A 17,001-nucleotide genomic window follows, 5' to 3' on the forward strand; every position below is an offset into this window, starting at 1 on the left:
GTGAATTACGGGTATGAGTACTTTAGTGTAATGGGTTTAATTGAATATGAATTTGTTTCAGCGATACCCATTAAGCCTAGCTATAAGCTTTGCTCTCTTTCTAATAGCAATGCGTCAGCTTCATCTCTCATCGCAACAAACTTTGCCTTTTCATTTTTAGGCACTGAATTCGCCATCGGAATATTTGCTTTCATCGCGTTAACTGGGCGACCACGCTCGATCAATTCATAATGAAGGTGAGCACCTGTCACTCGACCTGTCTTACCCGACAAACCAATTTTCTGACCACGAGAAACCTGCTGCCCCTTACGAACCAGTATCTTACTCAAATGAAGGTAACGAGTTTTGTAGGTTGTTCCGTGCTGAATAACCACATAGTTACCTGCATAAGGGTGGCTACGAGTCATAATCACTTTACCATCGCCCGTTGACTGCACCGGAGTACCAATCGGTGTAGCAAAATCTGTTCCGTTATGTGGGGATACTCTTCCCGTTACAGGGTGTAAACGTTTAGGGTTAAAATGGGAGCTTAAGCGCCAATTACGACCAACAGGATAACGTTGGAAAGCTCGTTGTAGGCTGTCACCGTTTGCATCGTAATATTGACCGTCAGTGTGCAAATAAGCACTTAATACTCGATTACGGTTCATTATCTTAATGGCTTCAATCTCACGCTTTCCAGTAGGGACACCATCAATAAATTGCTTTTTCTGCAAAACTTCGAATTTATCCCCAGCACGTAAGTCACGGCTAAAGTTAATCTTCTCTTTTAATAAAGAAACAACGTGATCAATTTCAATGCTGCTTAAACCCAGTTTATTTGCCGACATTGAAAAGCTGCCTTGAATATCACCAACCAAAGGAGTTTGGACCCACTCACCAGGCAATGAGATGTCTTCAAATTCATAGCTTCCGTCGTCTAAACGGCGATACAAAACTTTATCTACAAGGTTGAACATTAATTCCATTTTAACTAACTCACCCGACTCTTCATCTCGCCAAAAACGAAGTTGGTTACCCGGTTGTAATGTATCTAACGCAAGAAAGTTAAGATCGGTTTCCATCACACTCATCATCGATTGATATGAGAAACCAAGTTGAGTAAAGATGCCACTGAGGTTATCACCACTGCGAATTTGATACTCAAACGTCGGGGGTTCAATAATCTCAGAAATTGGGGATAACAAAGATTCAATGACCGTTGAATCGGGCAAGTTTAAATCTATTGTCTTAGTCAGTTGTGAGTCAGAAGCATTGATAACGACACTCATAGCGGCTGCAATGGGAAAACCTAGCAGTGCTAATTTTTTTAGTGACGAAAGCTCAGAAAACGGAGATGAAAATATTTTTGAATACACGGTAAAGAGATCTTTCTGCAACGTAAAGCAACAGGATATGCTTTTTGAACGCATAAATCATCAGTGAAATGTCATAATATGATGCTCATCAGCCTAACTGAACCTAAGTGCTTGAGTTATAGTGGCGCACTTTGTTTAAATTAATGACAGAGCTATAACTAGTCATTGATTGAAGGAATAATGTTCACTTGAAATATCAGTCTCTGAGCAAAAGTAAGAATGCTAAATCGAGAACAAAAAAAAGCAGAAGCCTAAGTAAGCTTCTGCCTTCTATCACCCCGAAATTTACGCTCTAGGTGGAAACAACGTAACCATTAAGGTTACTGATATATGACTACTGCGCAGTGGTTACTAAGCAATTGTCTTCGCCGAATCCATTTTGAATATAGCTATCGGCATTCGCATCATTTACCCACTGCTGACCATTAACAAGGTAGCGGAATTGAAACTGTTCATCTCTTGGTAGGCGAGCCTTAAATTTATAGACTTTCCCCTTTGCCAATTTCTTCATTGGCGTTTCTTGCCAATCAAGGAAATCTGCCACAATTGAAACTGAAGTCGCCTCTTGAGCTTCAAGCTCAAACGTTACTTCTACTTCATCTTTAGTTTTAAAAAAACGTTTATTAATCATTCGCAAGCTCCATTTGAAAAAACCTTTCAGACACCAAGTGTTTTCCTCGTTTAATGTCTAAATTACATACACCTAAGAATAATAATATGTAATTTAGCTCACATAAACAACAAAACATCGCATTCCATAAAACTTTATTGCTGAACAATTGATTGCTTATTAAATGTAAACGTTATGGAATTCTGTTCATTTGGTGATTCGGCTTTTGCTTGCGAAGCTGAATGTTGAAGAAATTCAACCACTCCAGAATAGCTCCCTTCCGTCTCTTGTAAGATCTTGATGCTCGTGATGGCCGTGCGATCACCAATGAATAATTGGTCAACTAAGATCATACGGCTTCTTTGCTTATCAAACTTAAAAAGCGCTATGTATTGAAATACGCCAGAACCTTGGTTCGATACCCACATAGGTGCGACAAATAAAGGCTCACTCACAGGGTTTTGAACATCTTTAAAGGTTTGAATCTCATCTATCGCGACACTTACTGTTCCTCTTTCCACTCCAGAATCGTACCCCCCAATCGCAATACCTTTCTCTTCAATAACTTCGTCAATAAAAGCGTAAGCATTCGTTTCAGGTACTTTTACTGTCCAAGGGTTTGTCGCTTTTAACTGAAATACTGATAAGACGATAGGATCAACTTGTACATGCGTAGAAGGGAATTTCGCTAAGATTTCTTCATCCGTTAGGCTAAATCTATACACACCCGCCACAATCACGATAGCCAGCAGTACAATGGGAATAAGTAAGATTAGTGGGATAGGTAAAATTCTATTTTTCATAGTGACTTATATTGATTCGTTCCATGCCAATTTGTGCAGACCATAAATCGCTTTGATATAATAAGCAATAAGGCTTTATTCGGATCCGTCTAAAACGAGAGTTGCCTATGGAAATTACTTCTAAAATGGATACTCATGCAGGGAAAAACTTGAAAGTTAGAACCTGTGACTGTAAGTGTGGCGCTGTAACCCTTGTGTGTACAGGTGAGCCTATTCGAACGGCAGTTTGTCACTGCTTTGAATGCCAGAAACGCACAGGTAGTGTATTTGGCGTCCAAGTCCGGTTTTCAGCTACTCAGGTGGTGATGCAAGGTGAAACCACTTCATTTTCCCGAATAAGTGATACGGGTAATGAAGTCACCTACCAGTTCTGCCCTAATTGCGGTACGACCATGCAATTAGGCATCACAGCCTCACCAGAGGTTACTGTAATTCCGCTAGGGCTATTTAAAGAGCAAGACTTCCCCACTCCAAGCTTTTCTATTTATGAGGAAAGAAAACACGGCTGGGTGAAGTTTGATAGCCAAATGGAGCATTACAACTAAGTTCATTTTGAAACTTAAAATTTGAACCGTAACTTTATTGACCTCTTAAAATAGATTTACCTCTTAATAGATAGTAGATAGTAGATAGTAGATAACCGCTGTACTGTTGCTTTAGATCAACTATTCCAAGTCTATAACGCTAGCGTGTCATTTCACTGGCGTTATAATTCTGCCCTTTTCTCAATTGAGCTATGTGACATGATATCTAAACTCCCTCGCTGGATTGAATATGGCGCCCTTCTTCTTGCTGCGTTAGCTGGGTGTGTGAATGCTATTGGACTTATGGGCTTTCAGCATCAAGCAATTTCTCATATCTCAGGCACAATGACTCTGCTAGGAAGTAGCCTTACCTCACCCACACAAACCTCACTTCATCTATTACTGATCATTATCAGCTTTATGTTCGGATCGGCGTTTAGTGGATTCTTCATAGACAATCAGGCGCTAAAATTAGGGCGTCGCTATGGTGTTGCTCTTTGTATCGAAGGGGCACTTTTATTACTGGCACTCTGGGCGCTTCTTAACGGCTTAACCACTGGCCAGTATTTAGCATCAGCTGCTTGTGGCTTACAAAATGCCATGATCACAACCTACAGCGGTGCAATTATCCGAACCACACACATGACAGGGATCATTACCGATCTTGGGATCATGCTTGGGTCTAGCCTCAAAGGAAACCCATTTGATCGCCGTAAAGCTACGCTTCTTATCTTTATTATCGCGGGTTTTCTCTCTGGTGGTTTAGTTGGGGCTTTATTGTTCCAGTCCTTTGATATTATGTCTCTTGTCTTCCCTGCGCTGTTCTCATTTTGCATTGCTTTCGGATACTGGATTTACCTTTCTATCTTTACTGCACATACCTAGGCTCTAGGGTATGACTTACACTCCTCAGTCATACTAAAGTTGTCTGCCCATGCTTAATTCTTTGCCATACTTAAGTCAACTGTCCACATTCTTTCACCCAAACACAAAGTAAACATTTGCAACATATGTGATACAATATTTTGATATTTACTATTATTGAAGAATATTAGTTGTGAATATTTAATCCAATACATTGAATAGTATTGCAAGGGGCTTAATTTATAGGTAGTCTTGCGGTCGATAAGAAAATACGGATATTTAGTGATTGAATGCCACGGAAAAGGCAACATTTTACTAGTAGTAATACGAGAACCCTATAATGCTTAACAACACCAACGCTGCTAACAATTCAAAATCAAAAAGCAGCTTCTGGATTTTCTTAATCCCTTCTCTCATTGGTCTATTTCTTTTCATGGCTCCTATCAGCTATGACGGTGACTTAACCATTCCTGTAGCTATTCTAGCGAAATCTATTCAGGCTATATTTGGTGAATACCTAGTTTCTGTAATTACCGCAATTGTTGCATTTATGGCTGTAGCATCCATTTTATACAAAATTTTCAAGCCTACTTTCATAAAGTCAGATCCGTTTCTTGAAGGTCTATTCAATCCTTCTCCACTTTGGCTCGCTGTTCGTGTTATCGGTGGCACAGCTGCAGTCATGACTTTCTTTCAAATTGGTCCTGAAGCTATTTGGGAAGAAAATACCGGCGGTCTGGTTTTAGAAGGTCTATTGCCAACGCTATTTTCTGTATTTATCTTTGCTGGTTTATTACTACCACTGCTGCTTAACTTCGGTCTTTTAGAACTGTTCGGTACTCTATTAAGTAAGATCATGCGTCCTATCTTTAACCTTCCAGGCCGTAGTGCTATTGACTGTATGGCTTCATGGTTAGGTGATGGTAGCGTGGGCATCCTGCTGACTAGTAAACAATACGAAAACAAATTTTACACACAGCGCGAAGCTGCGGTTGTAGGTACAACGTTTTCTGCTGTCTCTATTACTTTTAGTCTAGTGGTTATCGCACAAGTAGAATTAGAACACCTATTCTTACCATTCTATGCTGCGATTTGTTTAGCCGGTATTATCGCGGCGGTTATCATTCCTCGCTTACCACCACTTAGCATGAAGAAAGACACGTTCATTGATGGTACATCTCCAAAGAAAGATGCTGATGCTACTCCAGAAGGTCACTCTACATTCTCTTGGGGTTTAGAACTGGCTATCAACAAAGCATCACAAGTTAAATCAGCAAAATCGGTATTTGGTGAAGGCGTACACAACGCAGTAGATATGGTATTTGGTGTCTTACCCGTTGTAATGGGTATGGGTACAATTGCTCTAGTAACGGCTGAATACACTTCAGTATTCTCTATTTTAGGTCAACCGTTCATTCCATTTTTAGAATTACTTGGTGTGCCTGAAGCTGCTGCTGCATCAGAAACGATTGTTGTTGGTTTTGCTGACATGTTTATTCCTGCCATTTTAGCGGCTTCAATCGACAACGAAATGACACGCTTTGTTATCGCGGCAATGTCTGTTACTCAGCTAATTTACATGTCTGAAGTTGGTGCGTTGCTACTAGGCAGCAAGATACCAGTGAACATTCTTGAACTGTTCGTTATCTTCATTCTACGCACTTTGATTACGCTTCCAGTAATTGCAGGTGTCGCACACTTGATTTTCTAAAACCAAGTAGAGCACAAATCATACAAGGCCTCATTTATATGAGGCTTTATTCGTTTAATAGCCAAAGATAATTGTTGATATTCAATCAAGCACTGTATCTATTAGGCATAATTATCATTCCCACTCACCCCTTGAGAATCCTACCTTCATTTATTACACGTCCATTTATTTTAAAGACGGTTATTCACTAAAATATTATAAATATTCAACTTCAATTAAAAAACAGGCTCTAGTAGTCAAAAATGAATGTTTTTGTATTTTTCTTTGCCACTCTGTTGTATTTTTGTAACCGCAAGTGTAAAAATGTCATTAAGTATGTCATGTACTTGCCGATATCATAAAAACAATAATTATTACTTAAGCTTATTTCGCTAAGCTTATTGAGAGGACCGTTCTATGAAGTTTAGTCATAAGGTTGTTGCAGCATCATCTACGCTTCTGCTGGTAACCGTTTCATTACTTTCAATACAGCAACTGTATACCGTAAGAAGTGCTGTTGAAAACCACGTAAACGCTAGCATGAACGAAATGGTAGCCGGGGTAAAAAATACCGTTGTATCTGAAATGTCCGCGAAAAAAGCGCTGGCTCAATCCACTACTGAAGTGATTGAAATTAACCCTCAAGATCACGACTACGTACAAACCATTCTTGAAAAGCCAAAACTTAAAGGCAGCTTCTTAGCTGTAGGTTTCGGTTATGAAGCAAACGGTTTCGTTATTGAAAATGATGATGGATGGGTCGCAGGACCTGATTATGACCCTAGAGTTCGCCCTTGGTACATTGATGCAAAATCCCAAAACCGCCTTGTCGTAACCGCCCCTTATGTGGACGCATCAAGTAACAAAGTAATTATCTCCGTTGGTACACCTGTTAAAGATAATGGCAAATTCACTGCGGGTATGTTCTACGATTTAGAGCTTACTAACCTTGCAACACTGGTCAATAAAGTGAACCTATTTGATGCCGGTTATTTATTCCTTGTGACATCAGATGGAACCACTATTGCCCACCCAAATTCCAAAAATAATGGTGAAAAGCTTTCAAGTTACTTACCTCAAGCAACCATTAATAATCAGCAGCAAAGAATTGACATGGATGGTAAAACCTTCTTGGTTAACTTCACTCACATCCCAAGCGAAGATTGGTATGTTGGTACTATCATTGATGAATCTATCGCTTTTGCTACGATTTCTGACCTGAAAAACAGCTCAATTATCTATACCCTTATTGCTCTTGTCTTAAGTGTAATAGCGCTGACTATGCTAATCCGTGTATTAATGCGCCCGCTTGAAACACTCAATAAAGCCATTAACGATGTAGCTTCAGGTCAAGGTGACCTAACCAAACGTCTAGACACCAATACTGATGAAGAGTTTTCTGAACTAGCGAAAGGCTTCAATACCTTCACTGAAAATCTACAAAACCAAATCATTCAATCAAAAGCAATTGGTGAAGAAATTAAACGCGGTACAGAAATGACCGTCATCGGTGCTCAAGAATCTGCAAATGCGATGAACACGCAGCTTCAAGAGTTAGAGCAGCTAGCAACCGCAATGAACGAAATGGCGGTGACCGCTACTGAAGTTGCTAATAATGCACAAGGTGCGGCGGCAGCGGCTAAAGATGCTGATGAAGCAACTATTGATGGTACGACAGTAGTGAGTGATACCACACAAGCTATTGATAACCTATCTTCTCGTATTGACCAAGCCGTGGAAGAAGTCAAAGTATTAGAGTCGGCGACAGCAAATATTGAGACTATTCTAAAAGTAATCAACGACATTGCAGACCAAACTAACCTACTAGCATTAAACGCAGCGATTGAAGCGGCGCGAGCTGGTGAGTCAGGCAGGGGCTTCGCTGTGGTAGCTGATGAAGTTAGAACTTTAGCGCAACGTACTCAGCAATCAACCACTGAAATCCGCAGCATGATTGAGCAGTTACAAGCTGGAGCAAGCTCAGTATCAGCAGCAATGAATCAAAGTAAAGACACTGCAACTGACGCTGTTGAACGCGCTCAACAAGCAAATTCATCGTTAGATCGTATCCGTGATTCTATTCAACAAATCTCAGATATGAATATTCAAATCGCTTCCGCAGCCGAAGAACAAAGTCTGGTTGCAGAAGAAATCAACAATAACACAGTGAAAATCAAAGACCTTTCTACCCAAGTGTCCAATTCAGCTCAGCAAGCCAACGCAGCGATGCAAGTTCAAACTGAAAATGTACAAGAGCAAGATGCGCTTTTAAACAAGTTTACAGTGTAATCAAGGCCTAGTTCCTCATAAGGAAATAGTGTTCTCCAAGTACAACATTTGGCACTCATACTAAGTCGCGAGCGCTCTCGCGACTTACTTTCTAAGTCTATACAGAATTGATCAGAATTAAATTATTGATAGATATGGCGACAATTGCTGGATGAAGTGGTCATTTCTAACTATAAATTTATAAACGGTTAGTAAAATAGTTAAGGATGACCATGAAATTTAGTCATAAAATTGTTGCAGCTTCATCGGCACTGTTACTTGTTACCATTTCCTTGCTCACAGCAAAACAATATTTCACGATGCAAGATGAAATGAGACAACAGGTAGAAGCGAGTGTTATTGAAATTGTCGATGGTGTAAGGAATACAGTAGCAGCCGATATAAATGGTCGAAAAGCCATTGCTAGCTATTCAACTAGCATGCTTGAATTAGACCTCAGCCCCGATAAGATAAAAGATGTCATTACCCGTCCGGTTGTCAAAAACAACTTCCTGCTTGCTGGGATAGGTTTCGAAAAAGACGGGACAAACATCAGTAATGACCCTTCATGGGATCCTGGTGCTAGCTGGGACCCGAGAGCAAGACCTTGGTATAAAGATGCCAAAAACGCTAATAAACTTATTATCACAGCCCCTTACGCAGATTCTGCTACCAATGAAATATTGGTTTCTATTGCAACACCAGTGAAAGACAACGGTCAATTCATCGGCGCTATATTTTATGATGTGAGCCTAGCTGGGTTAGCGGATGTTGTTAATCAGGTGAAGTTATTTAACGCGGGTTACGTATTCATTGTTTCTGCCGACGGTACGACCATCGCGCACCCTGAAACAAATAAAAATGGTAAGCCATTGTCTGACTATATGCCCAATGTCAGCATCGCTGATAAGCCGCAGCAAGTAGTATTGAATGGAATACATTACACCTTAGACTTCTCAGCAGTACCCGGTGAAGATTGGTATGTTGGGGTTATCCTCAATGAAGAAGTTGCTTACCAATCGGTTAGTGATCTTCGTGATAGCTCAATTCTCTACACGATAATTTCATTGATTATTAGTATTGGTTTGTTGCTAGTGCTCATTCGTACACTCATGCGCCCTTTAGGTGTGCTTAATGAAGCAATTCAAAACGTAGCTTCAGGCGAAGGTGACTTAACTCAACGTCTTGATACGAATACTGATAAAGAGTTCTCAGAGTTGGCTACTGGCTTTAATACCTTTACAGGGACACTGCAACAGCAAATTATTCAATCTAAAGCGATTGGTGAAGAGATATTAAGAGGTTCTGAGTCCACCTCTGTAGGATTACAAGAATCCTCTGAAGCTATGCGTGACCAACTCCATGAGTTGGAACAGTTAGCGACAGCGATGCACGAAATGGCCACAACCTCTTCTGATGTCGCTTCAAATGCACAAGGCGCAGCTTCTGCAGCCAAAGCCGCAGATGATGCAACCTTAGAAGGCACACATGTGGTTACCGATACAACCGATGCTATCGACACTTTATCAAGCCGAATTGATGAAGCTGTAGCTGAAGTAGAGGTGCTTGAAAGTGCAACGAATAACATTGAAACCATTCTAAAAGTAATCAACGACATCGCTGACCAAACTAACCTTCTAGCGTTAAATGCAGCCATTGAGGCAGCACGAGCTGGGGAATCTGGTCGAGGATTTGCGGTTGTAGCAGATGAAGTACGAACACTTGCACAAAGAACTCAAGAATCAACGACTGAGATTCGAAACATGATCGAGCAGCTGCAAGCTGGAGCAAGCTCAGTATCCAATGCGATGAATCAGAGTAAAGCTACAGCAAAAGATGCAGTAGATAGAGCTCAACAAGCGAACGCAGCCCTTGAGCGTATCCGTGATTCAATCCAAGAAATCTCTGATATGAATATTCAAATCGCTTCTGCAGCAGAAGAACAAAGCTTAGTTGCTGAAGAAATTAACAACAACACGGTTAAGATTAAAGATCTGTCGGTTCAGGTGTCCGACGCAGCTGACAACGCAAATAAAGAGATGCAAATACAAACTGAGAATGTAAGAGAGCAAGATGCGATCTTAAATAAATTCACCGTTTAATTACCGACATAACCTAAACCTTTAAAGAATAGACCTTTAAATAACAGCAAATCTTGATAACAAAGGTTATTAATAACAAAAGCTATTAACAACAAAGCCGCATAGAACTTTCTATGCGGCTTTAAATTTTTATTCGCGTTAAATCATTACTTAGCAGTCAACCAACATCATGCTGCTATTCGGCTCAGTTGTAATTTCCACATAGCCCTTGTTACAGGAAAACTCCGTTCCAGAAAGCAGATCAACAACAGGCTTCGTCCACGTCAATTGAACAGTTTTACTGCGCTTAGATTTATTGATTACTACAATCCCTTTCTCACCACGCACAAATACAAGCAAATCAGCATTAGCTTCAATTACCCGCATGCTTTCACCATGAACGTAGTTATGGAAACGAATCATGTTGTGCATGTCTGTTGATTGCCAGTCGTCCAACCAACGTGGATTTCCTTTAGAGTCTTTTACACCACTGGTTTTAAGCTCACTGTAGATTAAAGGCACACCACCATCTCGCCCTAAAATATAGCTATAGGCCAGTTTTTCACTTTGCTCACTCATCACAAGGTTACTGAATACATCATTATTAGGAATGTCATGAGTAACAGTGAAAGTAATCGCACGAGTATTCGACAGTGCTTGGCCAAAACAATAAGGGTTAATCAGTGAAGAAAAACTCCCTTCTTCACCAAAGGCTTCGAAAATAATATTAAACAGTGGGAAATCATAAGCCCCTAATCGAGTGTACTTAAGATAAGGTTCTAAAAAGGTTTCGTATTCTGCTTTTGTGGCACCACCATCAGTAATAATTTCACCAAAAATATGAATATCTGAACAGATATCTTCCGTCCATACTTTGCGCAAATGAGACAACGACATATGTTTCGCAGCATCGATTCTAAAACCCTTTACACCAATTTTCTTCAATGCTTTTAAGTAAGCTCTCTGCTGAGCAACCACATTATCATTATCAATTAATGTCGGTAACCCAGGGTCTTGAGGGCTACCTGTGATACGTCCATTCTGAACTTCCCATCGATCATTCCAATCTTCGATACCAAAAGCTTCTACAAAATCTGTTTCATTGAATAGGGGCTGAGATAAATCACCGAACAAGCGAATGCTCTCGTAATACTCTGCATCACGCTTATATTCTTCAAGATCTGGTTTATCTGGGTAGGCAAGATCGCTACGAATACCCGATTCGTTTGCCATGTGATTAAAGACAACATCAACATAAGTTCTTAAACCATGATCTCTTAAAGCCTGAACCATTTCGATAAAATCATGCGTGTCGCCCAATTGATTATCTATCACTCGGTAATCTTGAGGTTGGTAGCGTTGCCACCACTGCGTCTCTTTTTTTCCTTTGCTACTACGTAATGACTTCATAGCAGGTGAAACCAATACTGATTTATAGCCCAGTTTACGGATCACTGGCGCATTCTTGGTGATGTCTGAATAGCGCCAATCGAAAGCATGCAAGATGACATCACTATTTGGGATATCTAACGCAACTGAGTTTTCCATGTGTATCTCCAACCAAACTTAATAAACAGGTACATACCTGCATTTACTACTTCAGGAATAACATTCATTATATTCAGTACTGTCACTAAGCCATCCTCCTACTTTAGGAAAAGGTAGGGGGATAACCAAGGGCGTAGCCAACTTTATCGCATGTCATTTAGGATGAATGCCTCATCAATTCCATCACCATATAGTTTAAGCAAATAAACCTATAGATGTAAAAAAGGAGCGAATAGCCGCCCCTTTAGGTACACACTTATTTATGCTATAGCACAAAAATACGCCAATTATGTTCTATATAGAACCTTCACAACATGCCAACCGAACTTGGTTTTCACCAAATGAGGTACCAAAGTTTCACCAGAAAAGCAGACTTTATCAAACTGTGGAACCATTTGACCTTTCTTGAACTCACCAAGGTCGCCACCTTTTTTACCAGACGGACAAGTCGAATGCTTTTTTGCTAATGCTTGAAACTTAGCACCCTTCTTTAGTTGCTGAATAATATCTTCGGCTTGCTCTTTATGCTTTACGAGTATGTGAAGTGCTGCTGCTGTTCTTGCCATCATTGTTCTCTAAATTAACCCATCTCAGAGCGAAGCCTAAGAGGTTTGGAATAAAAATTAATCTTATATATTCAATTTTACCTTAAGATCATGACATCTTAACTCTATACACCGCATTAAGTAACGAATCGATAGGAAAATACTGCCTATTTCTTGCTGGTCTGCCATAATCCCATTAAATTGGTAGGTATATATAAAAGCAGGAGCCTGGTAATGGCTAAGATGAAAAGCAAAGCTAATCAAGCACAAGGCATGCTGATGTTTAAGCTCTCATTGTCACAAAGTTTTGCTATAGGGACTCTTAAGGTAAGAGAGATTGTCCCTTACCAAAAGACGACTCAGATCCCTTATTCACACCATCATGTTATTGGTACCGTCACCATTAGAGAGTTAACTGTACCTGTCATCGACATGTCTGCCGCGATTGGTTTTAGAGCCATCACACCGGAAGAATACAACAGCTGTTTTTTGATCGTCACTGACTGTTTAAGAACGGTAGTTGCATTCTTGGTACGTTCGATTGATAAAATCATTGAATGTGACTGGAAAAGTATTGAATCGCCTCCAGTAACTGTTGGGACAAATGTTTTTGTTACAGGGATCACTCGCTATAAAGATAACATTGTGCAAATGCTCGATGTTGAGCTTTTACTTTCTAAGATCTATCCCGAATACGAAGCCGCCCAAATCCCAATGTTAACGGATGTTGAGCGTGAACGATTAAAAGCGCTGAATATCTTATTAGTCGATGACTCTTCTATTGCTCGTAAACAGCTAAGCGATGCATTAGATAGCATAAACATCCCGTATAAGATTTGTAATAACGGTCTAGATGCAATTGAGTTAATGAGACAAGAAGCGGCTCACAACACTCCAATCGAGTTACTCGTGAGCGATATTGAAATGCCAGGATTAGATGGCTACGAACTTGCCTTTGAAGTTCAAAATGATCCCGCTTTGAATCAGTCGTACCGTATTTTACATACATCTCTTTCAAGCGAAATATGTGTCGACAGAGCACAGCAAGTCGGCGCTCATGAAGCGTTAGAGAAGTTTAATGCAGGTGAATTAGTTGAAGCGATGCTAAGAGGTGCAAAAAGCTTAGAAAACGCCTCGGTTACACACTAGCGATTACTGGCTTTTAAGATGGTAAACGTTAAGTAAGTTAGATGGCTAATAAACTAAGTACGCTAAAACGCTAAAACGCTAAAACGCTAAAACGCTAAAAATTTTATACAAAGACTTTATACGGTACCTATTTAGGTACCGTTTTTTGTTCATAATTACCCTACTTCTTAGGCATAGAGTAACTTTTACTCACAAACTCTACTTCTTCAACTTGATGTATGTGGTTAGTAAGAGATGCCAAAGCATAAAGGGTATTCACGATTAAATTCGAATATTTGAATAAGATAGGCGCAGGTGACTTTTTACCTGAATGCTCAATACTCACTAATGCACGAACCACCTTTTTAGCTTGGCAACGAGCTAAATGCAATTCACTCGACACTTCATGCCCGCCAGGCAGCACAAAGCCTTTAAACCCGCCTTCTAATTGGTCTCTAATACTATGGTAATCAGCTTTCAGCTCATCTAATTCGAGTTCAGTGATCGCAAGCTTTCCTCTAACCGAACCATTCAAATGATAAATATTTGGCTGCAAACGCTCTAAAACATCTCGAACTCTTTCATCCAATAGCATGGTTAGCACTCGCCCGACTCGGCAACATAATTCATCAGATAAGATTTCAAAGTCACAGATAGGACTGTCTTCATAAATGAACGGGTAACAAAACTCATCCCAATCGCGACTCACAGGTTTCATACAACAGCCTTAATTACTCAATAAATACTTTTGATTATTGAGGCGTAATATAGCAAAAAGCCCTCAATACTGAAGGCTTTAAGTTTTACTCTGTCGTTAATTATCCAATAGCTAAAACAATAACTCATTCACCTATAGATAATTAATCATCAACTATTTACTAGAACGCTAAGATAACGAGCCCGTTATTAAGCTCTTAATTATTCGTTCGATACTTTTTTGTGACCTTCTTGCAGGTGAACAAAGTCTACTAAATCATCACCTGACACTTGGTAGGCTTGACCGAAACCTTTCACGAACAAACCATTTTCAGCTTTTAGGTTGAAGAGAACAAAATCTTCAAGCTGGCTTAGCCCATCGATAATTTCGCCAAAACGTTCGCCTAACTGAGCCACAACTTGCAGCCAAAGTTCAGAGTCACGTTCAACCACACTGGCAACCGCATCAAATGTTAAACGTTTACGAGCAAACAGCTGTTTTGCACTTTCTTCATCTTCAATCATCATTAACGAAACTTGAGGGTTAGCTTCAAGATTACGTGCATGGCGAGCAATTTTAGAAATCAGTACGAAGTAGCCTTCTTGATTTTGGACAAATGGCGCATAGCTAACATTTGGGCGACCTTCTTCATCAACGGTTGCGAGTTGAATAGTGCGACGCTCTTGACGAAATTCTTTAATTTCTGGACCGAGTCGACCTTGAAGGCGCTCTTGTTTTACTTGCTGTTCCATTTTCTAATCCCTATTTGAATATAACTTTATGATATTTAATTATTATTGTTGTAACTATTAATTGGGGCTGAACCAATTTATTGATACTGAGCTTGCATCGCTTTAAAGCGTTCAACTTGCTCTTCGATCAACTCTCTTTTTTCATTTCGACCCAAGTAGATCTTAAATATGTTGTCACCAGACTCGCTGAAAAAGCCAAAGTAGTGACTTTCACGCCCCATAAATGGCTTACTCACCAAAGCAACTTTTTTTACGTTATCTAACTTTAGATGACCATGAAGTTCGCCTTCTTTACCCATCAAGTTGTAATAACCGCGCGCCACTTTTCCTTTAGGGAATGGGGCTTTCACTTCAAAAATCGAACCAAATGAGTGCATAATTGTGGTTACGGGTCCCCAGCCAACAAGCCCCTCAAGTACGCTTTGCGCTTGCTCACCATCAAGAATAGCGACCATTTCCTTAGGAAGTGCGCACACAACTTCAACCTCTGTTACTTCAAGTTGAGTCGCAATCGCGGCAGGTAGCAATTTAGGGTCTTGTTCTAAAACTTCTGCAACACGCTGAGCAAGCGTAACGTGACGAGTAGACGTAGCTGTGTTCGATTCTTCAATTTGAGTTTCTGTTAAATTTGTCATGTATTAATGTCCGTTTACTGCATGTTTATGTTGTGGTGTTTCTTGTAATGAACTCTCTGAATTCAAGATATGAATAGCGGCTTGAGCCAAGCTTACTGACCAGAAACTGCCTGCGACTGTCAGTACAAGGTAATCATCAGACAGCTCAACTAAACCATTCTCTTCCCATAATTGGAATAGAGGCTTCAAGTAATCGAAGCTATCTTTGCCTTCGAATGCAGGAAGTGCACTGCGGCGAATAATTCCGGAATCAAAGCCAGCTTTTAGTGATGAAAACAGTGATTCAAAATCACTTTGACGCATCATCATGGCAAGAGGATGTTCGCCTTTATTCATCAACTCCATGTATTTATCTAGAGAGCGATGTTGCATGAAACTGAACCCACCAATATTGCCACCAGCACCGCAACCCACGGGCATAACTTCCGCGTAAGTTTTGGCTAAGCTGTTGTATAGGCTGCGCTCACGGTTATCTCTTGCCCAGTGATTCACACTTAGCTGTTTTACGTGATGTTTATTCATAAACTCCACGCCCGCCTGATACATACTGGCTTTTTCTGGCGTAGTAGCAGGAGGCGGCACTTTGCCTTTTTCAACTAAATTAAGCATAGGTGCACTTCCACCAACAATCAGTTGGTAAAGGTCAATACCATGCGCGCCCGTTGACATGAAATCTTCTAAGTCTTGGTTGAACACATCCAATGTTTGGTGCGGAAGACCATAAAGAAGATCCAAAATGATCGGTGCTTGCTGTGTTTGACTCAAACTACTAATACGGTCAAGCACAACTTCTCGGTCATCCAAGCGTTTTGCACTTCGTCTCACTTGGGTATTGAAGCTTTGGATTCCAAACGAGAAACGGTTGAATCCACCTTCTAAAGATCGGTCAAACATTTCATCACTGAACCGATTAATACGTCCTTCTAGAGTGATTTCAGCGTCTGTCGCTAACGGGAATAAGTCATGAATAGCCTTGCCTAAAAGCTCAATTTGCTTCGCGGATAAATCCGTTGGCGTACCGCCTCCAATATACACAGCATGAAAAATTCCAGATTGAGCCCAAGGCGTTTGCGCTTTCATCTTTAACTCTTTCATTAACGCTTCGAAGTACTCATCGACTAGCTTTCGGCTAGCTGCATTTTGGAAGAAGTTACAGAATGTGCAGCGAACACGACAAAAAGGAACATGAACGTACAAACAGCGTTTATCGGTTTTTTTCCCTTCTGACTGGAGCAAATCATTGAAAATCAAAGGCTGCTGGTCGGGCATGACAGGAGTAGCTGCCCCGCCTGCGTGTGCCGAGTGCTTTTTCGCAAAGGCAAATCTAAGTGGATCTGGACTAGAAACACCAACGATAGATTCGTCAAATTTATAAATATCAAGACTCATATAATCTCTCTAAACGCTTATCGAACAAAGTCTGGAAGACTGTTCGCTAAAATCTGAGTAAATGATAAATAGACGCAAATGATAATGCAATTGATAATTGATCTTATTT

The 17,001-nt window shown here is 40.3% G+C and carries 15 protein-coding genes; 6 read left to right on the forward strand and 9 right to left on the reverse strand.

Going from position 1 to position 17,001, the window contains the following annotated elements; translation table 11 throughout:
• Positions 1-80: 80 nt before the first annotated feature.
• The 3 genes from F0226_RS03020 to F0226_RS03030 all read right to left on the reverse strand — a co-directional run bounded on the left by F0226_RS03020 (position 81) and on the right by F0226_RS03030 (position 2,771).
• On the reverse strand, positions 81-1,358 hold the full coding sequence (locus tag F0226_RS03020; protein WP_171734228.1) for a peptidoglycan DD-metalloendopeptidase family protein: 1,278 nt from the start codon (positions 1,356-1,358) through the stop codon (positions 81-83).
• Positions 1,359-1,692: 334 nt separating this feature from the next.
• The gene (locus F0226_RS03025) at positions 1,693-1,989 is read right to left on the reverse strand and encodes an isoamylase early set domain-containing protein (protein ID WP_171734229.1); all 297 of its coding nucleotides are present in this window, start codon (positions 1,987-1,989) and stop codon (positions 1,693-1,695) included.
• 134 nt (positions 1,990-2,123) lie between these two features.
• Complete coding sequence (locus F0226_RS03030; RefSeq protein ID WP_171734230.1) at positions 2,124-2,771, reverse strand: hypothetical protein; 648 nt, start codon at positions 2,769-2,771, stop codon at positions 2,124-2,126.
• A 125-nt stretch (positions 2,772-2,896) separates the two neighbouring features.
• On the opposite strand from F0226_RS03030, the gene F0226_RS03035 reads away from it, so the two are divergent.
• From F0226_RS03035 to F0226_RS03055, 5 genes are all read left to right on the forward strand, one after another.
• Entirely contained in the window at positions 2,897-3,316 is a 420-nt protein-coding gene (locus F0226_RS03035) for a GFA family protein (RefSeq protein ID WP_171734322.1), read from the forward strand.
• A gap of 198 nt (positions 3,317-3,514) precedes the next feature.
• On the forward strand, positions 3,515-4,180 hold the full coding sequence (locus F0226_RS03040; RefSeq protein WP_171734231.1) for a YoaK family protein: 666 nt from the start codon (positions 3,515-3,517) through the stop codon (positions 4,178-4,180).
• Positions 4,181-4,499: 319 nt separating this feature from the next.
• Positions 4,500-5,870, forward strand: coding sequence for a YjiH family protein (locus tag F0226_RS03045; RefSeq protein ID WP_171734232.1), 1,371 nt, complete (start codon positions 4,500-4,502; stop codon positions 5,868-5,870).
• Between the two features lie 396 nt (positions 5,871-6,266).
• Positions 6,267-8,138 (forward strand): methyl-accepting chemotaxis protein, encoded by a 1,872-nt coding sequence (locus F0226_RS03050; RefSeq protein ID WP_171734233.1) that lies wholly within the window; start codon positions 6,267-6,269, stop codon positions 8,136-8,138.
• Positions 8,139-8,350: 212 nt separating this feature from the next.
• Positions 8,351-10,219, forward strand: a complete 1,869-nt coding sequence (locus F0226_RS03055) for a methyl-accepting chemotaxis protein (protein ID WP_171734234.1) — start codon at positions 8,351-8,353, stop codon at positions 10,217-10,219.
• Positions 10,220-10,369: 150 nt separating this feature from the next.
• Here the strand turns inward: F0226_RS03055 and F0226_RS03060 are convergent, their stop codons facing one another.
• Complete coding sequence (locus tag F0226_RS03060; RefSeq protein WP_171734235.1) at positions 10,370-11,746, reverse strand: alpha-amylase family protein; 1,377 nt, start codon at positions 11,744-11,746, stop codon at positions 10,370-10,372.
• Between the two features lie 287 nt (positions 11,747-12,033).
• Positions 12,034-12,312, reverse strand: coding sequence for a peptidylprolyl isomerase PpiC (gene ppiC, locus F0226_RS03065; protein WP_137372271.1), 279 nt, complete (start codon positions 12,310-12,312; stop codon positions 12,034-12,036).
• Between the two features lie 213 nt (positions 12,313-12,525).
• Between ppiC and F0226_RS03070 the strand changes: the two genes are divergently transcribed.
• Positions 12,526-13,440 carry a chemotaxis protein gene (locus tag F0226_RS03070; protein ID WP_171734236.1) on the forward strand — a complete coding sequence of 305 codons (915 nt, stop codon included), beginning with the start codon at positions 12,526-12,528 and terminating at the stop codon, positions 13,438-13,440.
• Positions 13,441-13,600: 160 nt separating this feature from the next.
• Here the strand turns inward: F0226_RS03070 and F0226_RS03075 are convergent, their stop codons facing one another.
• The 4 genes from F0226_RS03075 to hutW all read right to left on the reverse strand — a co-directional run bounded on the left by F0226_RS03075 (position 13,601) and on the right by hutW (position 16,892).
• Positions 13,601-14,137, reverse strand: a complete 537-nt coding sequence (locus tag F0226_RS03075) for an ATP:cob(I)alamin adenosyltransferase (RefSeq protein ID WP_171734237.1) — start codon at positions 14,135-14,137, stop codon at positions 13,601-13,603.
• Positions 14,138-14,337: 200 nt separating this feature from the next.
• The gene (hutZ, locus tag F0226_RS03080) at positions 14,338-14,868 is read right to left on the reverse strand and encodes a heme utilization protein HutZ (RefSeq protein WP_171734238.1); all 531 of its coding nucleotides are present in this window, start codon (positions 14,866-14,868) and stop codon (positions 14,338-14,340) included.
• A gap of 77 nt (positions 14,869-14,945) precedes the next feature.
• Positions 14,946-15,503 (reverse strand): heme utilization cystosolic carrier protein HutX, encoded by a 558-nt coding sequence (gene hutX / locus F0226_RS03085; RefSeq protein ID WP_171734239.1) that lies wholly within the window; start codon positions 15,501-15,503, stop codon positions 14,946-14,948.
• A 3-nt stretch (positions 15,504-15,506) separates the two neighbouring features.
• Positions 15,507-16,892 (reverse strand): heme anaerobic degradation radical SAM methyltransferase ChuW/HutW, encoded by a 1,386-nt coding sequence (gene hutW / locus F0226_RS03090; protein ID WP_171734240.1) that lies wholly within the window; start codon positions 16,890-16,892, stop codon positions 15,507-15,509.
• Positions 16,893-17,001: the final 109 nt, after the last annotated feature.

It is taken from the genome of Vibrio sp. 99-70-13A1 (assembly GCF_013114625.1).
Taxonomy (GTDB): domain Bacteria; phylum Pseudomonadota; class Gammaproteobacteria; order Enterobacterales; family Vibrionaceae; genus Vibrio.

Bases quoted from the DNA above. Each gene is read 5' to 3' on its own strand.
- F0226_RS03025 (WP_171734229.1), bottom strand. From the start codon at position 1,989: ATGATTAATAAACGTTTTTTTAAAACTAAAGATGAAGTAGAAGTAACG.
- F0226_RS03030 (WP_171734230.1), bottom strand. From the start codon at position 2,771: ATGAAAAATAGAATTTTACCTATCCCACTAATCTTACTTATTCCCATT.
- F0226_RS03035 (WP_171734322.1), top strand. From the start codon at position 2,897: ATGGATACTCATGCAGGGAAAAACTTGAAAGTTAGAACCTGTGACTGT.
- F0226_RS03040 (WP_171734231.1), top strand. From the start codon at position 3,515: ATGATATCTAAACTCCCTCGCTGGATTGAATATGGCGCCCTTCTTCTT.
- F0226_RS03045 (WP_171734232.1), top strand. From the start codon at position 4,500: ATGCTTAACAACACCAACGCTGCTAACAATTCAAAATCAAAAAGCAGC.
- F0226_RS03050 (WP_171734233.1), top strand. From the start codon at position 6,267: ATGAAGTTTAGTCATAAGGTTGTTGCAGCATCATCTACGCTTCTGCTG.
- F0226_RS03055 (WP_171734234.1), top strand. From the start codon at position 8,351: ATGAAATTTAGTCATAAAATTGTTGCAGCTTCATCGGCACTGTTACTT.
- F0226_RS03060 (WP_171734235.1), bottom strand. From the start codon at position 11,746: ATGGAAAACTCAGTTGCGTTAGATATCCCAAATAGTGATGTCATCTTG.
- ppiC (WP_137372271.1), bottom strand. From the start codon at position 12,312: ATGGCAAGAACAGCAGCAGCACTTCACATACTCGTAAAGCATAAAGAG.
- F0226_RS03070 (WP_171734236.1), top strand. From the start codon at position 12,526: ATGGCTAAGATGAAAAGCAAAGCTAATCAAGCACAAGGCATGCTGATG.
- F0226_RS03075 (WP_171734237.1), bottom strand. From the start codon at position 14,137: ATGAAACCTGTGAGTCGCGATTGGGATGAGTTTTGTTACCCGTTCATT.
- hutZ (WP_171734238.1), bottom strand. From the start codon at position 14,868: ATGGAACAGCAAGTAAAACAAGAGCGCCTTCAAGGTCGACTCGGTCCA.
- hutX (WP_171734239.1), bottom strand. From the start codon at position 15,503: ATGACAAATTTAACAGAAACTCAAATTGAAGAATCGAACACAGCTACG.
- hutW (WP_171734240.1), bottom strand. From the start codon at position 16,892: ATGAGTCTTGATATTTATAAATTTGACGAATCTATCGTTGGTGTTTCT.